Below are 25,747 nucleotides of genomic sequence, written 5' to 3'. Positions count from 1 at the left end.
AACTTGACGCGAATCGCCCGAAAAGACCTTTGAGTGGATGGCAAGAAGTCCCTATATATTTCTTCGGGTTAAATTCAAACATACTCTTAGACAATCTTTAAGAATTTTCTTTTATAGAACGTTCCTGTTCCGGAATAAGGTGTATAAAAATAAAAAGCCGGGAGGAATTGCTTCCTTCCGGAATGTGATGTTGTCAGCCTCAAATACTCATTTTGGTCAGAGTTTCAATGCTTGGATTCATCGCCACGATGCGTCCCTTCGGGTCGATAAGGAGCGATTTGAATCCTTCGGTCAGCCGGTAGTCATGGATGATCCTGTTGGCTTGGCTGCCGTCGACATGGATGTGGTTCTCCGCGCTAAGATTGTCTCTACGCACTATCTCACGAAAGAGGCGCTCGCTACGGTCGAAGTTGACCGACAAGAGACAAAATCGTTCCTGCGGGAGCAGCTTGGCTGCCTCGTCATACCGGTAGGCCCTGAGGCGTGAGTCGGCGTCGGCCGACGACCAGAATGTGACGATCACATAGCGTCCCTTCATATCCGCAAGCGACAGCGTCGTGTCGCTGTTTTCAATCGTCATCGATGGAGCGTTGTAGCCTTCGGCGGCTTCAAACACACGCTCGGAATAAGCGGATACTGAAATGACAAGAACGGCGAAGAGCACAATGACTTTCATTGTTTTCTTCATTGTCAAGGTTTAATGTTACACATAAGGCAGGCATTCCGAAGGAGGGTGGCGTTACGGCTGCACGTGTGTGGTGCTGCCGTATCAGAAAGCTTGCCCCGCCGATTTTCGGCGTCATCTGCAGGCGACTCTTCGCCTGACACCTTTCTTAAAACACCGCAAAGTTACAAAAATATTGCGGCGTACACAATTTGTCAGGTGCCCAGTGAGGTCTGTATCGGCTTTCGTACGGCTTGGGGAGCGGGTTGCAGCAGAGGGTTAAAATAGGTTAACGTTGGCTGTCAGGGCATATATTTAGCCTCGCGCAGGGTTTTGTCGGAGAGGTAGAAGGTAGGTTGCAGCAACGATTCAGGCGTGGCTTCGGGATTGGCTTTGAGGTATGATTCTGCGATGCGCCACCCTGTCAGTCGGCCGGCCATTGGCGGCACGTCGCGTCCGATCACCGTCCCCGGGGAGCCTTCGTGCAGCAGCGAGGAAGCTGTGCGTTCCGAACGGTCGAATAGCAGGTCGGATCCGGCCATGCGCTGCCATATCTCTTTCTCGGACCGATAAAGCTGCGCGAAGTCATCGTCGGTTATCCCTATGGCGCGGGCTTCATTGTCCGGCATCAGTCTGACGAGGGCTGCGGCCACGGCGCCTTCGTAGAGCATCCGCTGTAGCAGTGTGGGGTGTGCGTCGCTCTCCAAAGGATACACCGTGCGCACTATTGCCTCGGCAATGTCGCGTGTCATCCATTCGGGTGTCTTGCGTGCGCGCCGATAGGCCGGAAAGGAACTGTAGCCTTCATAATCGGCTCCTAGATAATGGTTGAGGCCTACGATTATCGTTATGCCGTTTGTGTCGGACATCAGTATGACCGATTGCGAATATGGTATGACGGTAGCATAGATCTGGCGGAGCGGTGGAGCATCGGGTAGTATCGACGCCATATTGCGGTGCAGCCGACCGATGTCGGACGAGAACTGCCGCAACGAAGGCATGATTGAGTCGGCGTCATGGCCGAAGATCCTCATTGCTTCCGACTGGCCGAACCGATAGACCCACTGCTGCGTGGCGGCAGTGTCGTCGTCGGCTCCTAACGCGCGCATTATGGTGTGCGCACCGTCGGGCGACGATGCGAGCGCCTCGGCCGTGGTGATTCGTTCCACCGGTATTTCTGTGTTTTCGTAGGTTGTGCACGATGCGATAGCTGTCACAAGGGCTGCAATAGGTAATGTCGTCAGTTTCATGAAGCCAAAGTTAAACAAAATGTACCCAACATTGGCTCTCGTGCATTGGCTCTCGTGGCCGATTTTGTGGCAAATGTGGTCAAAAATGGATGATAATTACTAACTTTGCGCTTTGATAGCGGTATGTCCGTCGGGATCGGACATGTCCGTAATCTCTTTTTGAAAAGAACAATTGACGAAACCATGCATGGCATAATACGCAGTATATCTATAGCGCTGACGGTTGCGTTCATGTCGCTGACAGCCGCTGCAGAGGAAAAGTTTACCGTAGTTATCGACGCGGGACACGGCGGTGGCGACACCGGAGCCGTAGGCATAATCACCCGTGAGAAGGATATAAATCTCGCTGTCGCTACTAAATTGGGCAAGCTTATTGAGGATAATTTCAAGGATGTCAAGGTGGTCTACACCCGCCGCAATGATACGTTTGTCACTCTCCAGGGGCGTGCCGACATAGCCAACAAGGCGGGTGGCGATCTGTTCATATCCATCCATACCAACTCTATCGACAAAAAGGCGCGCAACTACCGCACCGTGGCCGGAGCTTCGGTTTACACCCTTGGATTCCGCCGTACGGAAGAGAACCTTGCCGTGGCCATGCGCGAGAACTCCGTGATGAAGCTTGAGGCCGACTACTCGACTGTCTACGAAGGATTCGATCCGTCCTCGACCGAATCATACATCATCTTCGAGATGAGCCGCAACAAGCACGTGGAGCAAAGCGTGGCTGCCGCCCAGGCCATACAGCAGGAGCTCGTCGCGACTGCGGGACGTCGCGACAGAGGCGTAAGGCAGGCCAATTTCTGGGTGCTGTTCAAGACAAGTATGCCGGCGGTGCTCGTAGAACTTGATTTCATATGCAATCCTGTGCAGGAAAAGTATATGGCCTCAAACAAGGGTCGTGAGAAGATGGCGCAGGCCATTTTCAATGGCTTCCGTGAGTATAAGCGCTCCATCGACCTTCATACCGCCACTGTCAACGGCGGGAAGGTCGCTTCCAAGGGGAAAAACATGCCGAAGCCGCAGCGCAAGCTCACGCCGGTCGACGAGCCTGTACATCAGGTGACGCCCTCAGCTGACTCTGCCGGAAAGAAGGTTTCGGAAGCGGACAATACCGCGACTGTATCGGAAAAAGCATCTGACCGCGTATCGTCCGGAAAGCAGGTGTCAGAGGAGGCGAAGAGCGTTGACCGAGCGAAGTCAGCGTCGGCCGATGACAACCGTATCATATATAAGGTGCAGTTCATGACCAGCTCGAAACGACTTGGTAAGAAATCGAGCGAATACAAGGGGATGACCGATGTCGAGTGTTATGTCGACGGACGCGTGTATAAATACACCGTAGGGTCATACACATCCCTGTCCGATGCGCAGAAGCGGCTCAGGCAGGTAAGGAAACAGTTCCCCGACGCGTTTGTCATAAAGACGCGCAATGGCAAGAGAATTAAATGATTTAGACAACGATATAATTCCAACCGACAATGAAGACTATACAGAAAAAGGAACTGATGATAGGCCTGACGGTGCTGATCACACTGCTGATACTCTTTTTCGGTATCGACTACCTCAAAGGCGTCAATGTGTTCAAGGCTGCCAACTATTATTATGCATCATATACCAATGTCGCCGGTCTGGCGCAGTCGGCTCCGGTGACTGTCAACGGCTACAAAGTGGGCCTTGTGCGTGAGATCAACTATGAGTATGACAACCCCGGCCATATCAAAGTGGAGCTGTCGCTCGACCGTAAGCTGAAGGTTCCGGTGGGTACGGAGGCGGTGCTCGTCACCGATATGCTCGGCACCTCGTCGATCGAGCTGAGAATGGGCAAGGACACGCGAATGCATCAGGTCGGGGACAAGCTGACGGGTGTCAACTCATCAGGACTGATGGATAATGTCACCAACGACATACTTCCGTCGGTTGCTTCGGCGCTTCCTAAAATTGATTCGCTTCTGACGGCTGTCACAGCCATCGTGTCGGATCCGGCGCTGCTCGGTGCGGTGAAGCGTCTCGATGCGGTTATGGCTAATCTGGAGCGAAGCACCACGGCACTCTCCGCAACCATGGCGCGCACACCGGCCATAGCTTCCGACGCGCAGACCACTATGACCAATGTCCGCCAGATCTCGGCCGACCTCACTCAGGTCACAGCTGCTTTGCGTGAGATGCCACTTGACTCCACGATGGCCAATGTGCAGAGCTTCACAGCACGTCTCAATGAGCTTTCGGGGCAGCTCCAGAGCCGCGATTCGTCGCTCGGACTGCTCCTAAACGATCCGTCGCTCTATAATTCGCTCAATGGCGCTGTGGGAAGCCTCGACTCGCTTCTGCAGGATGTGAAGCGTCATCCCAAGCGATATATCAGCATCAAACTGCTCTGATCCCATGCCTGAAAGATGTTGCATGGAAGCGGTATCTTATTTGTACAAGATCTAAATAACGACTACGCCGGACCGACCCTCGGGGTTGGTCCGTTTTGTTAGTGCTGATGCCGTCGTTAACATTTTGCGACGACTGACGGGCGTTTTACTGTAGCGACACAATAAAGTGTGTAATTACCACATTATCACAGGTTTATTCTTGTATGTTATCATGTCGGTCGGACGTTGGCCTATGCTGTGTGTAAGGCGTTGTGATTCAGTATAGTTGAAAAAAACTTATGATTTGCAAATAAAATCGCGATTGTTTATAACTTTTTTTTGCCCCAATTTTGCATCCGGAAAAAGGGCGCATGCTCTCCTCTTGAAACAATAAATTCCCCCACATAAATGGAGCATAATCATATACAGATGTGGGAAAATTGTCTTGCGATTTTCCACGACAATCTACCCAAGGAACAGTTTGAAGCATGGTTCAAGCCGGTCGCATCGATCAGCTTTGTTGACGGAAACCTTAATATACGAGTGCCGTCACAATTCTTTGTGGAGCAGCTTGAAGAACGCTATTTCAAACTGATCAGCAAGACGCTCCATAAGGTTTACGGCCCGTCGGTAAAGCTGTTCTATCACTTCGACCAGGTTTCCGATGACCCCACGACGGCTGTCACGATGGAGAGCTCAAATCCGTCGACTGCTGTGGCGCCCGCACCCGGAGCCACCTCCAACCCGTTTGCTCCAAAAGCGCAGCCTGCCGAGATCGACGCACAGCTCAATCCGCGATACACGTTTGAAAACTACTGTATAGGCGTCAGCAACCGTGTGGCGCGCTCCATCGGTGAGGCGATCGCTTCCGACCCGAAGTGCAAGACGTTCAACCCGCTATTTATTTTCGGGTCGCCGGGTGTAGGCAAGACTCACCTGATACAGGCTATCGGAATCCGTATCAAGGAGCTTAATCCCCAGCAGCGCGTCCTGTATGTGACCGCACGCCTGTTTGAGAGCCAGTATACGACAGCTCTGCGTAGCGGACGCATCAACGACTTCATAAACTTCTATCAGAGCATCGACGTGCTCATACTCGACGATATTCAGGATCTGATAGGCAAGACGAGCACCCAGGGAACATTCTTCCACATATTCAATCATCTTCAGCTCAATCAGAAGCAGATCATACTGTCGTCCGACACACGCCCGTCGATGATGGAGGGCATGGAAAAGCGCATGATCGACCGCTTCAAATGGGGCATGACAGCCGAACTCGAGAAGCCCGACTACAATCTGCGGCGCGAAGTGCTTGAGCGCAAAGCCATGAAGGACGGTCTTGTGATACCGGCCGATGTGCTCGACTATATAGCAGGAAATGTCACCGACTCAATCCGCGAGCTTGAGGGTATCATGGTGTCGCTCATAGCCCATGCTACGGTGCTCGGTTGTGAAATATCCATAGACCTTGCCCGTAAGGTGCTCGGAAACGCAGTGAAGATCAACCGCCGCCAGATAAATTTCGAAATGATAGCCCAGGAGGTCAGCGCCTACTACAAGATCGAACCCGACCAGCTCTTTACCAAGTCGCGCCGCCGCGAGATCTCCGACGCGCGCCAGATGGTGATGTTCCTGGCCAAGAAACATGCCAAGATGGGGCTTAAGGCTATCGGATCGCGCCTGTCGCGCACACACGCTACCGTATTGTATGCATGCCGCAACATCGAGGAGCGTCTGCCGCTTGAGAAGCGCCTGCAGGACGATCTGTCGAAGCTCGAGTCGGCCATCCTTTCGTAAGCGTATGCCGTTCTCCGTAGGAGACATGATTGGCCAAAATGTAATATATTAATATGAATCGTGGTCATAATGGCCACAAATGTTCATGTCGGTTGCACAATTGCTTTTCATTTTGTAATTTCGTGCCATAATCATTAATGCAAGCTGAACTTATGTCAACATTCGCATCGAGATCAAATCATCATTATGATGCCGCCCGGATAGAGCATTCCGGCTATCGGTGTGACGGCGCGATTCAGCTGATGATTTTCGATAAAACCTCAACTACAACTCAATTCACTGAGAATGAGGTGGTTATGGGGGGGGGTATTCCTTTAGATCCTGCTCGTCCATCCAACATCCGTTTTCCTCTTTTTTGAATTGTGGCAGATCCTCCGGTGCTACGGCGGACAGGTTTCCTGTGCAATCTCAACAACCTGTCGAAAGCGTCGAGTCGATTTCCGTTATTGACCAAACCATAACAAATCACATTGTATCATAATCCGGTCAGCAGATAGCTGACTATCCTGTATATGAAAGTGGACTGACCACTCCGTGAGGATCCGTCGTTCACATCCCTGTAAAATAAATCTTGGAAGGAGCTATCCGTGAGGATTGCTCTTTTTTTGCGGTGTTTTTCACGCTTTCATGCGTGCTTCTATGCAAAAAAGCTGATACTGCAATGTGTTATGCCGTCGATTTTGCGTAACTTTGTGGTTGAACATCATGAGCTGTTCAATATGCATACACATACTAAGTAACTCACAGCGACCCACGGGTTACTGATGAGTTTAATGATGTCAACTAATCTTTAAGAATTACTTATATGAAACCAATCATTATCGTGGCTGCTCTGGCGGCCGCTCTCTCGGTGCAGGCGCAGGAAGCCGCGAAGACCGATTCGGTCGAGGGCTTCAAGTTCACCGATGTAAAGACTGTGAAGACCGGTCCGGTACGCGACCAGAACAAGTCGGGCACATGCTGGTGCTTCTCAAGCAATTCGTTCTTCGAAAACGAGATCATCCGCAAGGGACACAAGCCCGTGGATCTGTCGGAAATGTTTGTCGTATGGCACACCTACGACGACAAGGCCGACAAATATATACGCACCAACGGCAAGATCAACTTCTCGCAGGGTGGCAGCGGACTCGACGTCCCCTATGTGTGGGCAGCCTACGGCATGATGCCCGAAGAGGCCTACAAGGGACTCAACTACGGCGAGGACAATCACGTGCACGGCGAGCTTGAGTCCGCCATGCAGGGCTATCTTTCGGCTATCAACCGCAAGCCCAACCGCCGGCTCTCCACTGCGTGGCGCAAGGGTCTGCAGGGCATACTCAACGCCTATTTCGGAGAGATCCCCCAGACATTCGAATACGAGGGCAAGACCTACACTCCCCGGACATTCGCACAGTCGCTCGGCATCAATCCCGACGATTACGCCACGTTCACTTCGTTCACCCACCATCCGTTCGACAAGCCCTTCGTGCTTGAGGTTTCCGACAACTGGCTCTCCGGCCAGTATATGAACGTGCCTCTGGCCGATCTCAAGGCTATCGTCGACAACGCTATCGACAAGGGCTACTCCGTGGCTTGGGCTGCCGACGTCAGCGAAGGCGGTTTCAAGTGGAAAGAGGGATTCGCTGTGATGCCTGCCGACAAGGACGAGGCCGATCTTGAAGGCACCGAACTGTCGCGCTGGGTGAAGCTCTCCGATGCTGAAAAGAACCGTGAGAAATACGACGTCAAAGGCCCGGTAAAGGAGATTGAGGTCACTCAGGAGATGCGTCAGGATATGTTCGACCGTCAGGAAACAACCGACGACCACGGAATGGTGATCGTAGGCAAGGCCACCGACCAGAACGGCAATGAATACTACAAGGTGCAGAACTCATGGACCGACAAGCAGAAATACGGCGGCTACTTCTATGTGTCAATGCCCTATTTCCTTGCCAAGACCATGGATATCTACGTCAACAAGGAGGCTGTGCCTGCCGCTATACGCAAGCGCACCGGCATCTGAGCCGCATTACAGCGGAAGACAAACCCGACGGTCCTGTGTCACGATCCGAGATCTGACGCAGGACCGTTGTTTTATGAAACGCGCTCTATCCCGGCGTGGTCGGCATACATCCATTTCTGCCCGCGGTCGCGGTCGTAGACCTTCCGCCCGGCCACGTATGTGGCTCTTATCAGGTTGTCCGGACCGAGCGACGCTATGACAGCCAGTTTCTCGAATACTGTGGCGGCGTATTTCATGCGCCATCCGACGAATTCCGACGGACGTAGATCCACCACGGCCATATCGGCCTCGAAGCCCGGCGCTATGGAGCCTATTGTGTTTTCAAGCCGTAGCGCCTCGGCGCCGCCGCGTGTGGCCATGTAGAAGCTTTTGAGTGCGCTAAGGCCACAGCCGTGCAACATCGCCACCTTGTAGGCCTCGCCGAGCTGCCGAGGAATGGAAAAGCTTGTTCCGCCGCCGGTGTCGGATCCGATTCCGGTTCTGACAGGACGCGATCTCTTCACAGCCTCGCGGTAGTCGAATTCTCCGTCGCCGAGGAATAGGTTGGACGACGGACAGTGGGCCACCCCGCAACCACAGTCATGGAGCGTCTGCCATTCATTCTCGCCCATTATACAGCAGTGGGCCATTACCGTCATCCGGTCAACGAGGCCGAAATGGCGGTAGACATCTGTGTAGTCGGCCATTCCGGGAAACAGTTCCCTCACCCACTCTATCTCGTTCTGCGATTCGTTCAGGTGTGTGTGCAGATACACTCCGGTGTCGATATGCCGCTGATAAAGTTCCCCGGCAAGCTGTAGCTGCCTGGAGGACGAGGTGGGAGCAAACCGGGGTATGACGGCGTAGAGCTGCCGTCCGCGGCGATGCCATTTGTCGAGCAGTTCCCCGGCGACAGCAATCGATTCTTCGGCCGAGGGATCCTTCAGGGCTTCGGGCAGATTGCGGTCCTGGAGCACTTTGCCGCATATCATTCGGGTGTTGTAGCGTTCGCTCTCTTCGAAGAAAGCATTGACCGACGTGGCGTATGTTGTGGCGAACACATTGGCGGTGGTGGTGCCTTGGGAGAGTGTCTGCCTGAAGAATTCCCGTGCCGTCTCGTCGGCCGATTGCTTGTCAGCCATTCGCGACTCTGTAGGGTAGGCATACCGTTCGAGCCAGTCGAGCAGCGTTTCGCCGTATGAGCCGATCATCGGACTCTGTGCGTAATGGGTGTGGCAGTCGACGAAACCGGGCATTACCACGGCGTCGGCATACATGTCGATATCCCTCATCTGCGGATATGCGGGAGCTATGGCGCTGTAGTTGCCTGCATCGACGATATATCCGTCCTGTATCACTATCAGGCCGTCGGCATGATAGTCGTAGCAGCCCTCTGCGTCGTCGTGAAGCGCCGGATTGGCCTTGAATGTCAGTATATGGCCTCTGATGCCTTTGAGCGGGGAGCCGTGGGGATTTACCGGAAGCGGGGCGGTGTGCATGGATATGATGATGTTGTGTTACTGACATTACAAACGCTTCCGGACACCGAAAAGTTGCGCCGGCGACTTTCATCGTTGTTTACGTTACAAGTTTCGACATATCGTCGGCCAGTTCTTCACGGAGCAGCGTTGCGTCGAAGTCCGACGCCCATTTCTCGCGTGCGCCCAGACGCATGCGGCTGTATCGCAGCTGTGAGTCGATATAGGGCATGATACCGCGTATGAACTCCTCCTTTTCAGGATTGGCGGCCAGCAGTATGCCGCAGTCGTCGTCGACCATCTCCGACAGACCGCCGACATCGTTGGCTATGACCGGCACTCCATACATCATTGATTCGCACAGAGCCACCGGGCAGCCTATGCCGTCGTCGGCAAGCAGCAGTGTCCAGTCGATGCTGCCGGTGGCGTAGAGCGCGTGCACGTCGTCGTTGCTCACTGCGCCGAGCAGTTCGGTTGTGAGCCATTTGTTGGGGGTGAGCCGCCCGAGGGTGGCTTTCAGGTCGTCGTAGCACGGGCCGTCGCCTACCACAATCCATTTTATTGGAGTTTCGCGTGCGGTGGCCAGTGCGTCGATATATTCGGCCATCTGGCTGAAGCGTTTCTCCTCGGTGATCGGCCCTACAGTGAGGAAGGTCAGCTGGTTGTGTATTATATGTGGCGACGGAGCGCTATCGCGCCGGTCAACACATCCGAAACGGCGTGTCTCGATGTGCACATGTCGGTCACCCGACAGTCGTCGGCGGATCACGTCGGCCGTCTGGTCGCTCGTGGTGAATATCGCCTTACAGTGTCGTGCGGTGAACAGGCGTAGCTGGCGGTTGCCACGGCGCAGATCGTCGGTGTGGGCGCGGCTCACGATGCGCAGGTGCAGTTTGCGCGATGCGAGAGCAAGACCCGAGGTCAGCGGACTGAGCCTGAAGGTATAGAATATTGTGTTTTGCGATGTGAGGTCGGGGTGTCGCCGTAGCCAGCGCGTGAACCATTGTCCGGCGGCTACGGCCTGGATTGAGTGCGACAGCGCGTGGCGGTTGTCGGTGCCGTGCGTGAGCCAATAGGCCATGTCGGCCGATGCAAGAGCGCTCCACACCGGCAGCCGTCCGTCGTGTCCGGTGGCGTCGGCCAGATCATCGCATATCTCTATGCCGGGTCGGAGATGTTCGTCGCGGACACTGCTGATCCGGTGGCGGGGCATCACTATGATACGGTCGAACCGTGAGGCAAGGGCGTCAAGCCCTGGCTTGACCAGGACGCTTTCAGGGTGCTCACAGTAGGGATAGGCGTCGGTAATGACCACGATGGTCGTCGGTTGTGGTTCGGGGTGATTCACGAATGGTCAGCGGTTGTGGTAGGTGGGGAGGGAATGTCTGGAGAGATGTGCGGTCAGCCAGCGAAATGGATGATGAGAGCGGATGAGATCACCATGTAGATCAGCATGCCGATGATGTCGTTGGTGATGGATATGAAGGGGCCGGTGGCCAGTGCCGGATCTATCTTGAACTTCTCGAGGGTCAGTGGCACGAAAGTGCCGAACACCGAGGCGAAGATCACCACCGACATGAGCGACAGCGACACGGCCATGGTGGTGGAGTAGTGACCCGGGCCGAGTTTCATGACATTGTAGGTCAATACAAGCAGCGATATTATCAGGCCGTTGATCAGGCCTACGCCAAGCTCTTTGAGCAGCTGGCGTCCGGAGCGGCGAAGGTCGAGCGAGCCGTTGGCCAGACCCTGCACGACGATAGCCGACGACTGGGTGCCGACGTTGCCGCCTGTGCCGCCTATGAGCGGTATGAAAAGAGCAAGTGTCGGATCGACCGAGAGGCCTTCCTCGAAGTTGCCGAGTATGAGTGAGTTGCCTATGCCGCCGAGCATTCCTATCAGCAGCCAGGGCAGCCGGGCCTTGGTCTGGGTGAAGATGGTGTCGGAGGTCTCCACGTCGCTCGACAGACCTGATGCCAGCTGATAGTCGCGTTCGGTCGATTCACGCACCTGGTCCATGACGTCGTCGACGGTGATGCGCCCTACGAGGCGTCCGATGGAGTCGACCACCGGCATGGCCACGAGATCGTATTTCTCGAAGTCGATGGCCACGTCGTCGATCGGCGTGTCGGTCTTCACCGATGCCGGGTTCTCCTCCATGACGTGGCGTATCTTCGACACCGACGGGTGGGTGATCAGGGTTTTCAGCGGCAGTATGCCCCGCAGGCGGTAGTCGTTGTCGACCACATAGACGTTGTAGATCGCGTCCATATCCTCGGCCTGCATCCTCATCTGCTTGATGCATTCGGGCATGCTCCAGTTCTCGTTGACCACGATCATCTCGGTGCCCATCAGGCCGCCGGCGGTGTCCTCGTCATATTTCAGCAGGTCAATGATGTCGCCTGCCTGCTCCACGTCGTCGATGTGCGAGAGGATCTTGTCGCGGTCCTCTTCGTCGAGTTCCTGTATGATGTCTACGGCGTCGTCGGTGTCGAGGTTTTCGATAAACTGCCGGGCGATTTCCTCGGCTGGCATCTCCTTGAGCAGCTTGCGGCGGTCGTCCTCGTCAAGCTCCATGAGCACGTCGGCGGCTATCTCGTCGTCGAGCAGCTTGTAGAGAAATTCCTCCTCCTCCAGATCGAGCTGCTGGTAAAGCTCGGCTATGTCGGCCGGGTGTAGGTCGGCCAGCTCCGTGCGGGCGGCCTCCTCGTTGCGCTCGGCTATGATCTGCCTTATGTGTTCCAGATATTCGGGGGTGTATTCTTTCATTGCTTGGGTGCGCGGAGTGAGGATATGAAATTGGTGAGTTCTACAAATTGTCCGACAGTGAGCTGTTCGGGGCGCATCTGACCCATCGGCAGCTCGTCGGCGCCGGTGCCGGCCGGCAGAAGGCCGCGCAGGGAGTTGCGCAGGGTCTTCCGGCGCTGTCCGAAGGCTGTCTTCACCACGGTCTTGAACAGTCGCTCGTCGCATCCCAGATCGGTCACGTCGTTGCGGCGCATGCGTATCACTCCGCTCTGCACTTTGGGCGGCGGGTTGAAAACTCCCGGCTGCACGGTGAAGAGATACTCCACGTCATACCATGCCTGAAGCATAACGCTCAGTATGCCCCGGGTCTTGGTGCCGGCCGGGGCGGCGAGGCGTTCGGCCACTTCGCGCTGAAGCATTCCGGAGCAGCATTTCACCTGGTTGCGGTAGTCGAGCACATGAAAGAATATTTGCGAGGATATGTTGTAGGGGTAGTTGCCGATCACGCAGAAAGGCTGTCCGTCGGGGTAGGTCTGCGCCAGATCGAGTTTCAGGAAGTCGCAGTCGATTATGCGGCCTTCAAGCTCCGGGAAGTGGCTGCGCAGATAATCCACGCTCTCGCCGTCGATCTCGGCCACGCTTATGTCGTGACCCTCGGCCATCAGAAACTGTGTGAGCACTCCCATGCCCGGACCTACCTCCATCACCGGGAGGCCCTTGTAGTCGTCGAGGGTGGCGGCGATGCGCCGTGCTATGTCGAGATCGGTCAGGAAGTGCTGTCCGAGTGCTTTCTTGGGTTTTACCTGTTGGCTCATGGGCTGTGGTGTTTGTTTTGCAAAAATAGTGAAAATTCCCGGCGCCCCGGCATTATGCGGCCGGAAAAATGGGCTGATATGCCGCAACCCCTCTTCGCGGCTTGGCGTTGAGGGGTGTCGTGGTATGGGCGGGGATACCGGTCAGTGGAGCGGTGTCAGCCGTTGACGGCTTCTGTCAGGTTTTTGAACTGAAGGATGTAGTCGTCGGCCTTGGCGGCATCGAGATGTGGCGTGAAGAAGTTGGCGTTTAGCCGGGCGGCTTCGAGGCATGTGCCGGTCACCACCAGAGCGGGCTGCGCCACCGACGACACCATCGGGTCATCAATCGCGGCCAGCGATCCGAGCAGGCGGCTCAGGTCGGCGGCCAGGCGGGCGGTCTGCAGGTTGGCTTCGGCGCATTCGCCGAACAGTGCCTCCTGCTCCTTCTTCTCTTCGGCCACTATGGCGGCGTTGAGCGCCTTGCCGGCGGTGAAGCAGCGGTTGGCTGTAGCTTCGAGCTGCTCTTTGAGAATGCCGAATTGTGTCTGGAGCAGTCTGGTGGCCTGGTCGTCGGCGCAGAGTTTCTCCGACTTTATGGCCGATGACACGGCGAAAAGCCCCATGGCGGCCTGTATGGTGAGCACGGCGGCTGTAGCTTCGCCGGGTATGGTCAGGAGGGTTGCGTGGCTCAGGTGGTCGGTAAACTTCCGGAAGTTGATGTTCTGTATCATGTCAGGTTTTGTTTATGCATGATGGCGGACGTGTGACGCCGCTGGGTCTGCGCCGGGATGTCGGCGCTTGTTATATACAAACGCTGTCTGCGCGGTTAAAGTTGTTTCATGGCTGCAAAAAACGCACAAAAAAAGAGTCGGTATCCATGTCGGATCCGGCTCTCAGTGCCTTAAAAGGATTTTCGCGAGTTGTAATTACTCGGCAACAGCTACAGCAACGGTAGTGTCGGCGGCGATGGTGTCGTTGGTGAGGGTGTCACACACAGCCTCGGTCTCAACGGCAACAACAGCCTCTACGCTGTCAGTGGCAGCAGCCTCAGTCTCAGCGGCATTCTTGTTTCCGCAAGCGAAGAGCGATGCGCTGAATACAACAGCGAGCATCAGAACTAACTTTTTCATTTTCGTTCGATTTATTAATAAAACAATTCTTTAGCTTCAAAAACGCTGCAAAGTTACAGTAAGTTTAGAAACTGACAAACTTTTTTTGCAATTTTTTTTGTGTAAACGGTGCGATTCGTAACGAACGTTAACAGAGTGTATGCCGACCAAGCGACGCTAGGATCTGTCATTCAGTCTTTTGGCGTTCGGAGCGTCGCTCGGCTACTATGGAGTTGGCAAGAGTGACGGCGCGGGTGATATGGTCGCAGATGTTGCGCTGGCCTATCATGCGCTCCACGTTGGCGTGCTCGAGCACGCGGTGCACATTCTCGTTGACGCCCGACAGCACCACGTCGATGCCGTCCTTCTGCGACGACTGGATGAGGATTTCGAGGTTGTGCACGCCGGTGGCGTCGATAAACGGCACCTTGCGCATCCTGATGATTCTCACCAGAGGTTTCTCGGCCATGGAGGTGCGCATCATCTCGTCGAATTTGGTGGCCACGCCAAAGAAGAACGGGCCGTCGATCTCGTAAACTTCCACGCCCTTGGCCACGTCGAGCACCTCGTGGGTGGTCGATTCAGTGCCCTCGGCCACATCGAGCTGGCCTGAATAGGCGCGTATCTGGGTGTTCTCCATCACGCGGCGCAGGAAGAGGATTATGGCCAGCAGCAGGCCGATCTCTATGGCTATCGTGAGGTCGAATATCACGGTGAGCAGGAAGGTGACGGCAAGCACCGTGACGTCGCTCTTGGGATTCTTCAGTATGGATCTGACGGTGCGCCAGCCGCTCATGTTGTACGACACCACGATAAGCACGGCGGCCAGACAGGCCATCGGCACGAGGTTGATCATCGGCATCAGGAAGAGGAATATCAGCAGCAGCACTGCGGCGTGGATGATGCCGGCCACCGGGGTGCGGCCGCCGTTGGTGATGTTGGTCATCGTGCGGGCTATGGCGCCGGTCACGGGGATGCCGCCGAAAAACGGCACTGTGATGTTGGCCAGACCCTGGCCTATCAGCTCGGTGTTGGAGTTGGTGCGCGAGCCGGTGATACCGTCGGCCACGGTCGACGACAGCAGCGACTCTATGGCGCCGAGTATCGCTATGGTGAAGGCCGAGGGGAGCAGGGCGTTGATGGTGGCCATGCTCAGCGTGAAGCCGTGGGGCTGCGGTATGTCGGTGGCGAGGGCGCCGAAGCGGTCGCCGATGGTCTCGATGCTGATGCCGTCGATGCCGTTGATGAAGTAGACGGCCACCGTCATCACTATGATCGATATCAGCGCTCCGGGGAGTTTCTTGGATATGCGGGGGGTGGCTATGATGATCAGCAGAGAGGCTATGCCCACGCCGAGCGTCACCCAGTCGGTCTGCTGCAGGTGGCTCAGATACACGCCCCATTTGGGCAGGAATTCGCTCGGCACGTCGCTGAGTCCGAGTCCGAGGAAGTCGTTGATCTGCGTCGAGAAGATGGTCAGCGCTATGCCGGCTGTGAAGCCCACAACTATGGGATAGGGGATGAATTTTATCACCGTGCCGAGGTGAAACAGTCCGAGCATCACCAGTATAAGGCCGGCCATGACGGTGGCTATCGCCAGCCCCTCAAGGCCATATTCGGCTATGATGCCGTAGACGATCACTATGAAAGCGCCCGTGGGGCCGCCTATCTGCACTGTGCAGCCGCCGAGAGCCGACACCAGGAAGCCGCCTATTATCGCGGTGATGAGGCCTGTCGTGGGGCTTACGCCGCTCGCTATGCCGAAGGCTATGGCCAGCGGCAGGGCCACGATGCCTGTGACGATGCCGGCCACGAGGTCGGCCTTGAAACGTTTCGACGAGTAGTCGCGGAGAGAGGAGATCAGCTTTGGTCGGAAATCGACCGGTCCGGAAAGATTCATGCTGGACGTTTGTAGGTTAGTGTGGCGTGATTGCCTGTCTTTATTTTTTTTGAAGCGGCAAAGGTAATGATTTTTTAACGGATAGTGACGTTCTGTAACATCATTGCTACATGTCGCTGTCACGCCGCCGTATATCAGCCACCGGGTAGAGCGCGCTCTAAACAAACCATGAGGCACAGCGCCGCCGGCGCTGTGCCTCATGAGATGATTATGTCGCAGGCAGTTTAGTCTACTTCACGCACCGGGCGTATCTGGCGGCCGGAATTGTTGTAATCGTTGCCGGTCGATCTGTGTCCCAGATGTGTCGACTTGGTCTCGGTGGGACCCATGCCGTTGATGCCTCCGGCAGATGCGCCTTTTATGAACATGCCCGTGATGTTGTAGTACGAGCTTAGCCATCCTTTGTGTTTAAGGGTGGATTCGGGCACTGATATGTCGGCCTCCCACAGCGTGCATGAGCGGTTCATGAACGTGCTCAAGTAGGGTATACAGTAGACGTTCGACGATTTGTCCCAGGTGCTCTCTCCGGCCAGTGGCGACAGGAAGGGCATGGCGGGGAGCGACACCGTGTGGTCGTCGTCGGTCAGGCCGCGTATCTTCGAGTCATAGTCTTTATAGAATGTGTAGCCGTAGCATAGATGGCTCTTGAGCTGCATGTATTGGGTCGACACATAGCCGTAGCTGTCGTCGATGCTGTTGTAGCTAAGTGAATTGGTGATGTTGAGATACTCCATGGCTCGGGCCGGTGGCACGGTGAAGAGCGGCGGGCACGGGTCGTAGATGGTCTTCACCACGTTGTGGACCGCTCCGCCTGCGGCGCCGTTCTCTCCGCGCTTGTCGAGATAGGTGTCGCTGTTCTGGCCTATGCACCACAGCTCTTTGTGGAACACCATCTGGCCTCCCGACATGGCGGTTTCAAGCAGGGCGTTGCCGGGTGTGCCCGTCGTGCCTAACACAGGCAGGCCTGTGCTTCCGTCCACTCCGGTGGTGTTGACGATCTGCACGGGATTGTTTGTGATTGTTGTGCCGGGGCCGATCCACCATGTCATGCCGCGCGTCTGTGAGTGAGTCGCGCCGGGATTGTCTGCGTTGTAGGCAAACGGTATGGCCCACGGCAGCTGAATGGCCCACTCCAGTTTCATCTGTGTGTAGAAATAATATCCGTCCTTGAGACGATACTCTTTCGATCCGTCGAGCCGGCTCGTCAGCTTTTCGTTGTCGAATGTGCGGCGCAGGCTGTAGGTGGCTCCGTAGTAGGTGTTGTCGAGCAGCAGAGCTTTGTCGAAGGGGGTATGCACCATTTTCATCAGCGGATCCTTGCGTCCCCAGTTGTAGAAGGGGGCGGCGCCGGTCTTGGTGGCTTCGTAGGGATCCTGCTCTATGTAGTAGTAGTTGGGGGTGGTGCGGGTGATGGTGTGTCCCTCGTGGCGGTGTGACTGTACTGGACGCCACATCACGCGGCGCGGCGTCTTTCCGTCGCCGGCGTCGCCTTGGTCCGGACGATGCCAGCCGAGGTTGAAGCGCATCATGTCGAAGCGTTCGTCCTTGTTCCAGCCGTTTCCGGTAGGCACTTTCACGCTGACGGTGCCTTTGTCGGCATACGGATCGTAGTCGGTGGTCCAGATGTGCCAGCTCCAGAGGATGGTGCCGTTGCCGTCGCGCACACACACTATGGAGTTGCCCTGGTCTATATAGGTCGGGTCGACGTAGATGGTCAGGTAGTCCTGGTCGATCTTCACTAATTGCACGGCATATTGGGCGTTCGACGTCACGATCGCGGCGTCGGCTATCGTCGGAAGTTTCTCCGAGGAGAGTATCTGCCCGTTGGAGCCTACAAACTGCGGATAGCCCGTGGTGCCGTTCTGCTCGGTCCATGCGGTGGTGTTCGGTGTGCCGTTTTTCAGGCCGTTGCCGTAGACCATCGGGAATTTGTAGTAGCCCGGCTGGTTGATGATATAGCAGTTGGCTGAATTTTCGGCTGTTCCGGCATGTTTCATGGAGTTGTACACGGCGAGGTTCACCGGATTCTCAAGCGTGGCTTCAGCCAGTGGCTCCACCATCATCTCCGATCGGCCTCCCCACAGCTGGGCGCCGTAGCGCATCACGTCGACATGTCCGTGACACACCTTGTCCTCAATGAAATCCAACGGTGTTCCGAAGGGATCTGTGGTGCCGTCCTTGTAGCGGTATTCTCTCGGATATTCGCCGTGAAGGTCGTCGCCCGGTTTGTTCGGGTCCGGTTCGGGACGGTCGTAGGTCACGTTGACCCAGTAGGGGTGCTCGATGACTTGACCTGTCTGCGCGTCGTAGAATTCCGGCTCCCACGGACAGGGGATGATCTTCTGTATGTTGGTGGTGCCGCGCTCGTAATATATGGCGTAGCTTACCACAGTTTTGTTGTCATAGCCGCCCGGATAGGGGTAGACTCCTCCGGCCTTGACGAGCTTGAGCACATACTCTATTTCCCAGGTGCTAATGATGTAGGTGATCATTTCTCCCTGGTGCCATTCGTCGGGATCCTTGTCGGGGTCAAAATTGTCGGATGTGCCTCTGCAGTCGATATGCGCGAAATGGGTCTCAGGCTCCTGTCCCTCCTCCTGAAAGGTCACCTCCATGATGGCGTCGCGGGTAAGCACCTGAGGCATCACAAGCATGAGATATTCGAAGTCGATTATCTCCCAGCGGCACTGGTCGCCGTCGAGTTCGTTGGGGAGCGGCTTGTCAAGCAGACCGCCGTTTTCGTGGGTGAATTCGTATTCCACATACTCCTTCTCCGTGTCCACATCCCATGTGCCTTTCAGCACATCGTTGTCATCGCTCGATGTGGCCAGATTGTCGGGTTTCTTTGTCCAGGTATACCGTCCGTGGTCGCGCACTCCCTTGATTTTGATGCTGGTGATGCACGTGCCCATGTAGTAGTCGTCGATCAGTATGCGCACGCCGGTCAGCAGGTGGTTGAACTTCAGCGGCACCGTGCGGGTGTAGTCGCCGGGACAGGTGACGGCCGTGGCGCTCAGATCCTGCTGCTCTTTCGGATCGCTTGGCACGAGGTAGTCGAGTTCGGGTGTGTCCATGTTGCCCCGTTTCTGGTCGGGATCGAGTATCATTGGATATTTCTGCCGGTCGGCGTCGGGGGTGCGCACGGCTATGTCGTAGGGTGCGTAGGCGAAGAATCTCACTCGGTTGGCCACGCCTACCATCTGGGTCCAGTAGAAGGTGGTGTCAGTGGTCCAGAAGCCTGTGCCGGTGGCGTCGGTGATGGTTTTGTTATAGCTCACCTTGGAGTCATACATCAGCTCCACCTTATGGTTGTGGTCGCGGTGTTCGTCGAAGCACTCCATGTCCACCAACTCCTCGTAGTTCTGGGCGCAGGTGGTGTAACAGTAGGCTGTGACGCTTATGTCCTTGTAGCGCTCGGTGACGTTGCGGTCGTCGACCGAGTATCCGCGCGAGCCTTTCCCGGCGGCCGAGTATTTCGCTGCTATCTTCTCGTAGCGTTTCATCAGCTTCTCGGTCATCGGCTCGGCCTTCATGGTCACGCGGCCCACGGTCTGCGAGTCGTCCGACGACAGCAGCGGCATTACCGCCGTGCGCGTTTCGTCAATGGTGATGATATGGTCGTTCTCCACTTTGTGGTATGATCCCGGGTCACCTTTGCCGTCGCCGTCGATGTCGTAGTAGGGTCGTGAGGTGCTGTCGCTCGGAGTAGATACGTCGGGGGCAGCGCCGACGGTCACGAAGTCGCGCTTGAACAGGCGGTTGTCTACGCGGTTGAGCTTTATGATGTCCCAGTTCTTTTCCAATGTGGGATTGTCCCACTCGAATGCGTCCCAATAGGCTGACGTGCCTGGAGTGAGATGTTCGCGCCAGTCGGGCTCGAGCCAGTCGGGTTTGGCGCGGCTTGTCGACCATTCGTTGACCTCCGGGAGGTTGAAGCGCAGCTGATCCGTAGGCTCCTCACCGGGTGCGGGCCGATAGATCTCTTCGTCGCTGCATGATGTCAGGGCTATGCCGGCGGTCAGAGTCAGAGCCAGTGCTGTGTTGCAGATATGTCGTATTCTCATTGATGTTGTAGAAATGCGATATGTCTTAAAATATACTTTTAGATCTTCACTTTGTGGGGCTGCGGGGTCAGCACCAGATATATCCGGGTGGGATCGGCCTTTATTTTTACCGTCGCGCCGGTGGAGCGTACGCTCGTCAGCAGGCGTCCTTCGATGGTGTAGACTCTCACCTGGCGTCCGGCCGCGAGGCCGCTGACGATGATGTCGGTGCCGTCGGTGGTTACCTCCACATTGTCGCCGTCGCTGTCATCGCCCACGCCGTCGATGCCGCTCGGCAGATCGGGGAATTCCGGATCGCCCCACTCCTCCGGATTGTCGGGATTGTCGGGATTGTCAGGATTGTCAGGGTCGTCTGGATCGTCTGGATCGTCGGGCTGCTCCTCGCCGGCGTTCTCCACCACGTGGATGCTTGCGGTGCCACGTGCGTTGGAGCCGTCGATGGCGGTGCATGTGATGATGGCATTGCCGAGCTTGGCGAGGGTCACGTTGCCGTAGGCGTCTACTGTGGCCACCGATTCGTTGTCAGAAGCCCATGCCACTCTCTTGTCGGTGGCGTTCTGTGGCTTGAACACTGGGGCGAGAGCCACCGTTGAGCCGGGCTGACCCGAATGCTGGCGGGGTGTGACGCTGAGCTGTATGGTGCGTACCGGCGTCACTCTGACGCTGAATGTCTTGCTGACGTTGGAGCCGTCGGCCACGCTTACGGTGATCATGGCTCGACCTGCTCCTACGAAGCACACCTGGCCGAGTTCGTTGATAGTGGCCACCGATTCGTCCGACGAGGTCATTGTCAGGCGTTTTGCAGCCACGAGTTCATTGAGGTTGATCGTGGCGTCGTCGGGGGCTATGGTGGCGTTGACGTTCATCCGTCCGCCCACGAAGCCTACCGCTCCAACGATCGAGAGGGTGTTGATCTCCATGGCCTTTGCCAGACGGCGCACGTCGACTGTCAGGCGGTATTCGGCGCCGCGTCCCTCGGGGTCGTAGGCTCTCACTACGGTCTTGCCCTGTTTCTGCTTGATGCGGATCACGGCGCGGCAGTCGATCTTGTCGTCGGAGTCAACTGCCGATGTGGCAGCGGTTGATGCCGTCATGCGGGCTGTGCTTGCCTTGACACTGTAGGTTGATGCTATGCCGGGGAGATCGGGTAATTCCGGATCGGGATCCGGTTCCGGATCAGGCTCGGGCTGCGGATTGGGGTCGACCTCGTTGCCGTCATCGTCGAGGGCGGCGAGGCTGACAAGCTCCTCATCCTCCACCTCCCACTTGACGTAGCGGTCGGTGGCGTCCTTGTCGATGCGCACGTTCAGCTCTATGCGGTCGGTGTGCTCGTCGTCCACCACAAGGGTGTGCTCTTCATCAGCTCCGGGAAGGTCGGGAGCCGGCGGCTGTGGCACCTCGATGTCGATATCCTTCATCTCGGTCTTGACGCGGATCGGATAGCGGGCTGTGAAGTCGTTGCCGTCCAGCATCCTGATGCCTTTGATGTTAAGCACGAGCAGTTCGTATTCATAGTCCTCTCTGTCGCCGGGGGCATATCCGTGAAGGCAGTCGATCACCATGTTTTCCGGATCGTAGGCGGGCTGGGCGTCGTCGCCGGTCGTGGTGAAATTTGTGGCGAATGTCGGGTTCTCGGCCTCGCACGTACTGCTCCATGTCTGTTCCGACAGGGCCGGTTCCAGAACTCCTTCGGGATAGAGCACGCGCTTGAGGCGTACCTTGTTGCCGGTCCACTCGTATATGCCGCAGTCGTCGTCCGACGTGGTGCCGGGTGCGCCGAGGGGTTTGATCTCGAAGAGTTCTTTGCCCTCATCGTCCACTACCATCAGTTTTACCGTCTGTATCAGTTCGCACACTTCTATGGTCGCTTCCTCGTCGACGCCGCTGAGCGGGTCGTCACTGTGGCAGACTATTGTGGCCTTGCCGGTCTTGAGGCCTTTGAATTCGCCGGTTTCACGATCTATCTCCAGCACATCGGGGTTCAGTGACTGCCAGTGGATCTTCGGGTTGGTCGGCGTCATGCCGTTGTAGCCAAGCAGACGCGCCGTGGCTGTGGCTGTGGCTCCTGGGCGTATCGACGGGGGAGCGCTGATGATGATGCGCTCCACGGGCACACCCTCTACGGTGCTGACCGTGATCGTGTCGCTCGCGCGGGTGACATCGAGCCAGGTCAGTATCACCTGATGCTCGCCGACGTTCTTGTACTTGACGTCGATACTAATGTTGGAATGGGCTATGATATTGCCGGCCAGCACTTCGTCAAGGTCGGAGTACTCGATGGTGAAACGTCGTCCGGTCTCGCCGCCTACTCCCACCGATGAGCCGCTTACGGTGCCGTTGAAGGGAGGAGATGTGGGGCTCCCCGGCTCGGCCGGGTAGATGAAGTCGAAGGTGACGGCGTCGGTCGGGAGCTCCTGTATGGAGTATTTCAGCGGTATCCGCTGCCCGGCGTAAGCAGTCAGTTTCTTGTCTTTTTCAGTGAACGACAGTTTGAATGACTTCATCCTTGTTGCCAGATGGGGGAAGGCTTTCTTATAGGCCTCCTCCGAGCCTTCCGGCACTTTCACGTTAGTTGCTTCGATACTACACCCCTCTTTCAGTGTGGGTGGCTCTTTTGACTGGAATGCCAGTATGGTGTAATCTTTGCTGTCGGTTGAAATAAGTTTTATATCACAGTTGATCTGTTTTACATTTTTGCCGATGCCGACAGACTTGAGGTTGTTGCAGCCGTCGAATGTCGCTTCGGGTATCACCTCCACGCCGTCGCCGATGATCATGCTCGTCATGGCGGTGCAGCCACGGAATAGGCCTTTGCCTATCTTCTTGACCGTGTTGGGGATGATGGTGTTGTGTGCGTTGGTTTCGATGCCCACGAAGTCTTTTGCCTCGGCAAAGGCATAGTCGCCGATCTCCTCCACCCCTTCTGGTATGTCGATGTGGGCTATATTGCTGTTGGCGAAGGCTCCGGCGCTGATGGCTCTCACTGCATATTTCGAGTCACCGACCTCGATTGTGGCCGGGATGTCGAGCTGGAAGCGGTAGGTCGACTTATAATATTGTCCTGATGGATTTTTCAGGGTTTCTATCCATTCGCTCACCTTGCGGGTGACCGTAGTGGCCAGATGCGGCGCTACCAGCTGCCGGTTGGTGTAGCCGGGATATGCAAAGGTATATGGGGTATTGTATGGTTTTTCATCCGGAAGCGGGAGTGTCGCCCCATCGTTTCCGATCAGCTCGGCGATCCGCTCCTGTGTGGCTCCGGGGAATGTGATCATGGCTCCGGGTATTTCGCCTTCAGGAGCCTCGATGGGCAGGAAACTGAAGTCGACCGCGGTGCGTGTGATGTTGCCCATGACTATGTCGCCGTCTTTTACGGGAAAGTGATACTTCCATGTGCGCGACGGAATAGCCGTTCCCTCTTTTCTGACCGACAGCTCGAATGTGGCTTCGGGATAGCCCGAATAGGGGTCGTTGAGGCGGCAGGTAATGGTGACGTTGCCCACTTTGTGAGCTGTGACAACTCCGACAGGGGCTACTGTGGCTACGCTCTCGTCGCTCGAAGTGAACTGATACTTGTCTCTGTATGAGGTGTGGTCTTGATCGTTGATGTTGCCCGGCTGTCTGATGACCGTGAGTATGCATTGGTCTCCAGGTTTGACGAAATTGCCCTTATTGGATATAAGAGATATTCCGGTCACCTTTTTGCCATCCTTCACGTGCACCGGCAGTGTGATCTCCTGCTCGGAGCCGTCGTTGGCGCGAAGCAGTATGCTGAATGGCTTGGCGCCGTTGTTCGGACTGGGGTTGAGGAATTTTATGCTTGTGTATGTGTCGAAGTTGCCGCCGGCTATGTTGGGGCCTATGGCGCGGGCGTCGGAGGGCCATTCGTCTGTAATCACCGGAGTCCAGCCGGGCGCTTTGTCCTTGTCGGCATATCGGTTGAACGTTATGCCATTGACCTTCGGATAGGGGTAATGACCGGCGATGCCGGTGCCCCACTGTCGGTCGGGATCGCTTATGCTCTTGATGTCGACATCAGCCCGTCCGGTAGTGTTGGTGAATAAATACATCTCCTCTGGCGACACGTTGAAGTGCAGCGCATGGGCTTCGGAGAAGGTTTTGCCTGCGCCGGCCTCCGGGGCTTCGTTGCCCTCGATGTAATACACCACCGGTGCGGTGGTGAGGGTGTTGGCCGTTACACCTCGGTTGAATGCCGGCACCTTTGCCGAGCGTATGATGATAGTGTCGCACTTGATCGCGCAGTTCACCTCCTTGACCGATTTGCCGAGAGTGAGCCGGGTCAGCGAAGTGCATCCGTCGAAAGTTTCTTCGGGTATCACCTCCACGCTGTCGCCTATGATCATGCTGCTCATTTTTTCGCACCCTTTGAACACGCCGCGACCGATCTTTTTGACGGTCTTTGGTACAACACGGTCGTGTGAGCCGGGGAATATGCCTCGGAATTCCTTGCAGTTGAGGAAGGCATAGTCGCCGATCTCTTCGATCTGAGGTCGCTTGAGCTGCGCTTCAAAGTCGTCGTAGAAGCTGATGTAGCGTATGTTGCTGCCTGCAAAGGCGTGGTTGCCGATTCGGTTTGCCCTGTAAAGTGTGGCTTGCTGAATTCCGTCAGGGTTCTCCACGGCAGTGTATGGCATGGTTTCGATATAGAGCGAGCTGCGGAATGCTTCAAGATAATTGGTCGTGGTGCTTGAATGGCGCAGCAGGAAGTTGGTTATGGTGGACGTGTAGAAGCAGAAGTCGCCGAGCGTCCCGTCGGCCTTGACTGTCCTTACCGGTTCATGACCCGGAAAATCGAATTCATAGGGGGTGGCAGGTATCTGTTCGTTGTTGTCAAACGTATCGTGGCGGTTGGCGCCCGGATATGTTATCTCGGCCGTGCCGTCGGAGTTGAAGAAGTAGTAGAAATCGGTGCTGACAGTGCGTTTTTTGATGCTTTTGGCGTCGATGTTGTTGCCGTTCATGCTTACGGTGTATGGTGCTGTCGGAACGGTCTGTTTGACGGTATACTTCACGGCGTTGCCGTCGTCGACTCTGACAGTGAGGATGGCCGCCACGCTGTAACAGGCCGGATCGGCGCTCGTAGCGCGTATCGTCGCGAAGCCCGCTTTGAGCGGGTGTACGGTGCCGTCGGCGTCTATGGTGAGCATGTCGGGGGTATCGCAGCTCCACAACACGTCGGTGCGACTCGGTACGAGCGGCTGCTGCGAATCGGCACTGCCCTCATATATACACGAGGCGGTGTATTTCATAGTTGTGCCGCCGATCTCCACGGTGAGTGGTCCGTCTATGGTGATTTTTGTCACGGGGACGCCCTCGATCACCTTTACCGGCCAGGTGTAGGAGGCCTCGGTGGCGTCGACGCCGGTGACGGTCACGCTCTGGTCGCCAAGTGTGCGCATGGCTATCTTGAAGGTGCCTTTGCGGGTGTCGCGGTTGTATTCGAGCCCTTCGGCAAACAGATAGGCCGCGTCATCGGAGAAATCCACACGGTAGGGCGGGGCGATCAGGTCGTTGCTCTGTTTGTCGCCGGCAAACTGGTTGTGGGCGAATACAAGTGTCACCTCACGGTACGGCTCAATAC

15 protein-coding genes are annotated in these 25,747 nt (G+C 56.1%); 4 read left to right on the top strand and 11 right to left on the bottom strand.

Annotation, left to right across the window (positions count from 1 at the left end; all coding sequences use genetic code 11):
- Positions 1–199: 199 nt before the first annotated feature.
- Together C5O24_RS02900 and C5O24_RS02895 are read right to left on the bottom strand one after the other, a co-directional pair.
- Complete coding sequence (locus C5O24_RS02900; RefSeq protein ID WP_161553774.1) at positions 200–676, bottom strand: thioredoxin family protein; 477 nt, start codon at positions 674–676, stop codon at positions 200–202.
- 290 nt (positions 677–966) lie between these two features.
- Complete coding sequence (locus tag C5O24_RS02895; RefSeq protein WP_107035172.1) at positions 967–1,914, bottom strand: gliding motility protein GldB-related protein; 948 nt, start codon at positions 1,912–1,914, stop codon at positions 967–969.
- 159 nt (positions 1,915–2,073) lie between these two features.
- Between C5O24_RS02895 and C5O24_RS02890 the strand changes: the two genes are divergently transcribed.
- The 4 genes from C5O24_RS02890 (at position 2,074) to C5O24_RS02875 (ending at position 8,073) form a co-directional block, all read left to right on the top strand.
- Positions 2,074–3,366 (top strand): N-acetylmuramoyl-L-alanine amidase family protein, encoded by a 1,293-nt coding sequence (locus C5O24_RS02890; protein ID WP_237612973.1) that lies wholly within the window; start codon positions 2,074–2,076, stop codon positions 3,364–3,366.
- 29 nt (positions 3,367–3,395) lie between these two features.
- A complete protein-coding gene (locus C5O24_RS02885) occupies positions 3,396–4,295 on the top strand; it encodes an MlaD family protein (RefSeq protein WP_107681422.1) in 900 nt (299 codons plus the stop codon).
- Positions 4,296–4,682: 387 nt separating this feature from the next.
- Complete coding sequence (dnaA, locus tag C5O24_RS02880) at positions 4,683–6,071, top strand: chromosomal replication initiator protein DnaA (protein WP_107035170.1); 1,389 nt, start codon at positions 4,683–4,685, stop codon at positions 6,069–6,071.
- A gap of 805 nt (positions 6,072–6,876) precedes the next feature.
- On the top strand, positions 6,877–8,073 hold the full coding sequence (locus C5O24_RS02875; RefSeq protein WP_107035168.1) for a C1 family peptidase: 1,197 nt from the start codon (positions 6,877–6,879) through the stop codon (positions 8,071–8,073).
- A gap of 71 nt (positions 8,074–8,144) precedes the next feature.
- Here the strand turns inward: C5O24_RS02875 and guaD are convergent, their stop codons facing one another.
- From guaD to C5O24_RS02830, 9 genes are all read right to left on the bottom strand, one after another.
- Positions 8,145–9,551 carry a guanine deaminase gene (guaD, locus tag C5O24_RS02870; protein WP_107681421.1) on the bottom strand — a complete coding sequence of 469 codons (1,407 nt, stop codon included), beginning with the start codon at positions 9,549–9,551 and terminating at the stop codon, positions 8,145–8,147.
- 79 nt (positions 9,552–9,630) lie between these two features.
- Positions 9,631–10,878, bottom strand: a complete 1,248-nt coding sequence (locus C5O24_RS02865; RefSeq protein WP_133165442.1) for a glycosyltransferase — start codon at positions 10,876–10,878, stop codon at positions 9,631–9,633.
- Between the two features lie 53 nt (positions 10,879–10,931).
- Positions 10,932–12,299, bottom strand: a complete 1,368-nt coding sequence (gene mgtE, locus C5O24_RS02860; protein ID WP_107035165.1) for a magnesium transporter — start codon at positions 12,297–12,299, stop codon at positions 10,932–10,934.
- Positions 12,296–13,093 (bottom strand): 16S rRNA (adenine(1518)-N(6)/adenine(1519)-N(6))-dimethyltransferase RsmA, encoded by a 798-nt coding sequence (gene rsmA / locus C5O24_RS02855; RefSeq protein ID WP_107035164.1) that lies wholly within the window; start codon positions 13,091–13,093, stop codon positions 12,296–12,298. The genes mgtE and rsmA overlap by 4 nt, the downstream gene beginning before the upstream one ends.
- A 155-nt stretch (positions 13,094–13,248) precedes the next feature.
- Positions 13,249–13,803: a hypothetical protein gene (locus C5O24_RS02850; protein ID WP_107035163.1), complete on the bottom strand. Its 555-nt coding sequence runs from the start codon at positions 13,801–13,803 to the stop codon at positions 13,249–13,251.
- 195 nt (positions 13,804–13,998) lie between these two features.
- Positions 13,999–14,202: a hypothetical protein gene (locus C5O24_RS02845; protein ID WP_107035162.1), complete on the bottom strand. Its 204-nt coding sequence runs from the start codon at positions 14,200–14,202 to the stop codon at positions 13,999–14,001.
- A gap of 166 nt (positions 14,203–14,368) precedes the next feature.
- Positions 14,369–16,081: a SulP family inorganic anion transporter gene (locus C5O24_RS02840; RefSeq protein WP_107035161.1), complete on the bottom strand. Its 1,713-nt coding sequence runs from the start codon at positions 16,079–16,081 to the stop codon at positions 14,369–14,371.
- A 224-nt stretch (positions 16,082–16,305) separates the two neighbouring features.
- Entirely contained in the window at positions 16,306–20,145 is a 3,840-nt protein-coding gene (locus C5O24_RS02835; RefSeq protein WP_107681419.1) for a fimbrillin family protein, read from the bottom strand.
- 38 nt (positions 20,146–20,183) lie between these two features.
- Positions 20,184–25,727 carry an Ig-like domain-containing protein gene (locus C5O24_RS02830; protein WP_205961056.1) on the bottom strand — a complete coding sequence of 1,848 codons (5,544 nt, stop codon included), beginning with the start codon at positions 25,725–25,727 and terminating at the stop codon, positions 20,184–20,186.
- Positions 25,728–25,747: the final 20 nt, after the last annotated feature.

Source organism: Paramuribaculum intestinale, assembly GCF_003024925.1.
GTDB lineage: Bacteria > Bacteroidota > Bacteroidia > Bacteroidales > Muribaculaceae > Paramuribaculum > Paramuribaculum intestinale.
The sequence above is the reverse complement of the archived record's forward strand: the minus strand, read 5'-3'. Positions and strand labels throughout refer to the sequence as shown.

What these genes read in the sequence shown, in the direction of transcription:
- C5O24_RS02900 (WP_161553774.1), bottom strand. Translation starts at nt 676, where the DNA reads ATGAAAGTCATTGTGCTCTTCGCCGTTCTTGTCATTTCAGTATCCGCT.
- C5O24_RS02895 (WP_107035172.1), bottom strand. Translation starts at nt 1,914, where the DNA reads ATGAAACTGACGACATTACCTATTGCAGCCCTTGTGACAGCTATCGCA.
- C5O24_RS02885 (WP_107681422.1), top strand. Translation starts at nt 3,396, where the DNA reads ATGAAGACTATACAGAAAAAGGAACTGATGATAGGCCTGACGGTGCTG.
- dnaA (WP_107035170.1), top strand. Translation starts at nt 4,683, where the DNA reads ATGGAGCATAATCATATACAGATGTGGGAAAATTGTCTTGCGATTTTC.
- C5O24_RS02875 (WP_107035168.1), top strand. Translation starts at nt 6,877, where the DNA reads ATGAAACCAATCATTATCGTGGCTGCTCTGGCGGCCGCTCTCTCGGTG.
- guaD (WP_107681421.1), bottom strand. Translation starts at nt 9,551, where the DNA reads ATGCACACCGCCCCGCTTCCGGTAAATCCCCACGGCTCCCCGCTCAAA.
- mgtE (WP_107035165.1), bottom strand. Translation starts at nt 12,299, where the DNA reads ATGAAAGAATACACCCCCGAATATCTGGAACACATAAGGCAGATCATA.
- rsmA (WP_107035164.1), bottom strand. Translation starts at nt 13,093, where the DNA reads ATGAGCCAACAGGTAAAACCCAAGAAAGCACTCGGACAGCACTTCCTG.
- C5O24_RS02850 (WP_107035163.1), bottom strand. Translation starts at nt 13,803, where the DNA reads ATGATACAGAACATCAACTTCCGGAAGTTTACCGACCACCTGAGCCAC.
- C5O24_RS02845 (WP_107035162.1), bottom strand. Translation starts at nt 14,202, where the DNA reads ATGAAAAAGTTAGTTCTGATGCTCGCTGTTGTATTCAGCGCATCGCTC.
- C5O24_RS02840 (WP_107035161.1), bottom strand. Translation starts at nt 16,081, where the DNA reads ATGAATCTTTCCGGACCGGTCGATTTCCGACCAAAGCTGATCTCCTCT.
- C5O24_RS02835 (WP_107681419.1), bottom strand. Translation starts at nt 20,145, where the DNA reads ATGAGAATACGACATATCTGCAACACAGCACTGGCTCTGACTCTGACC.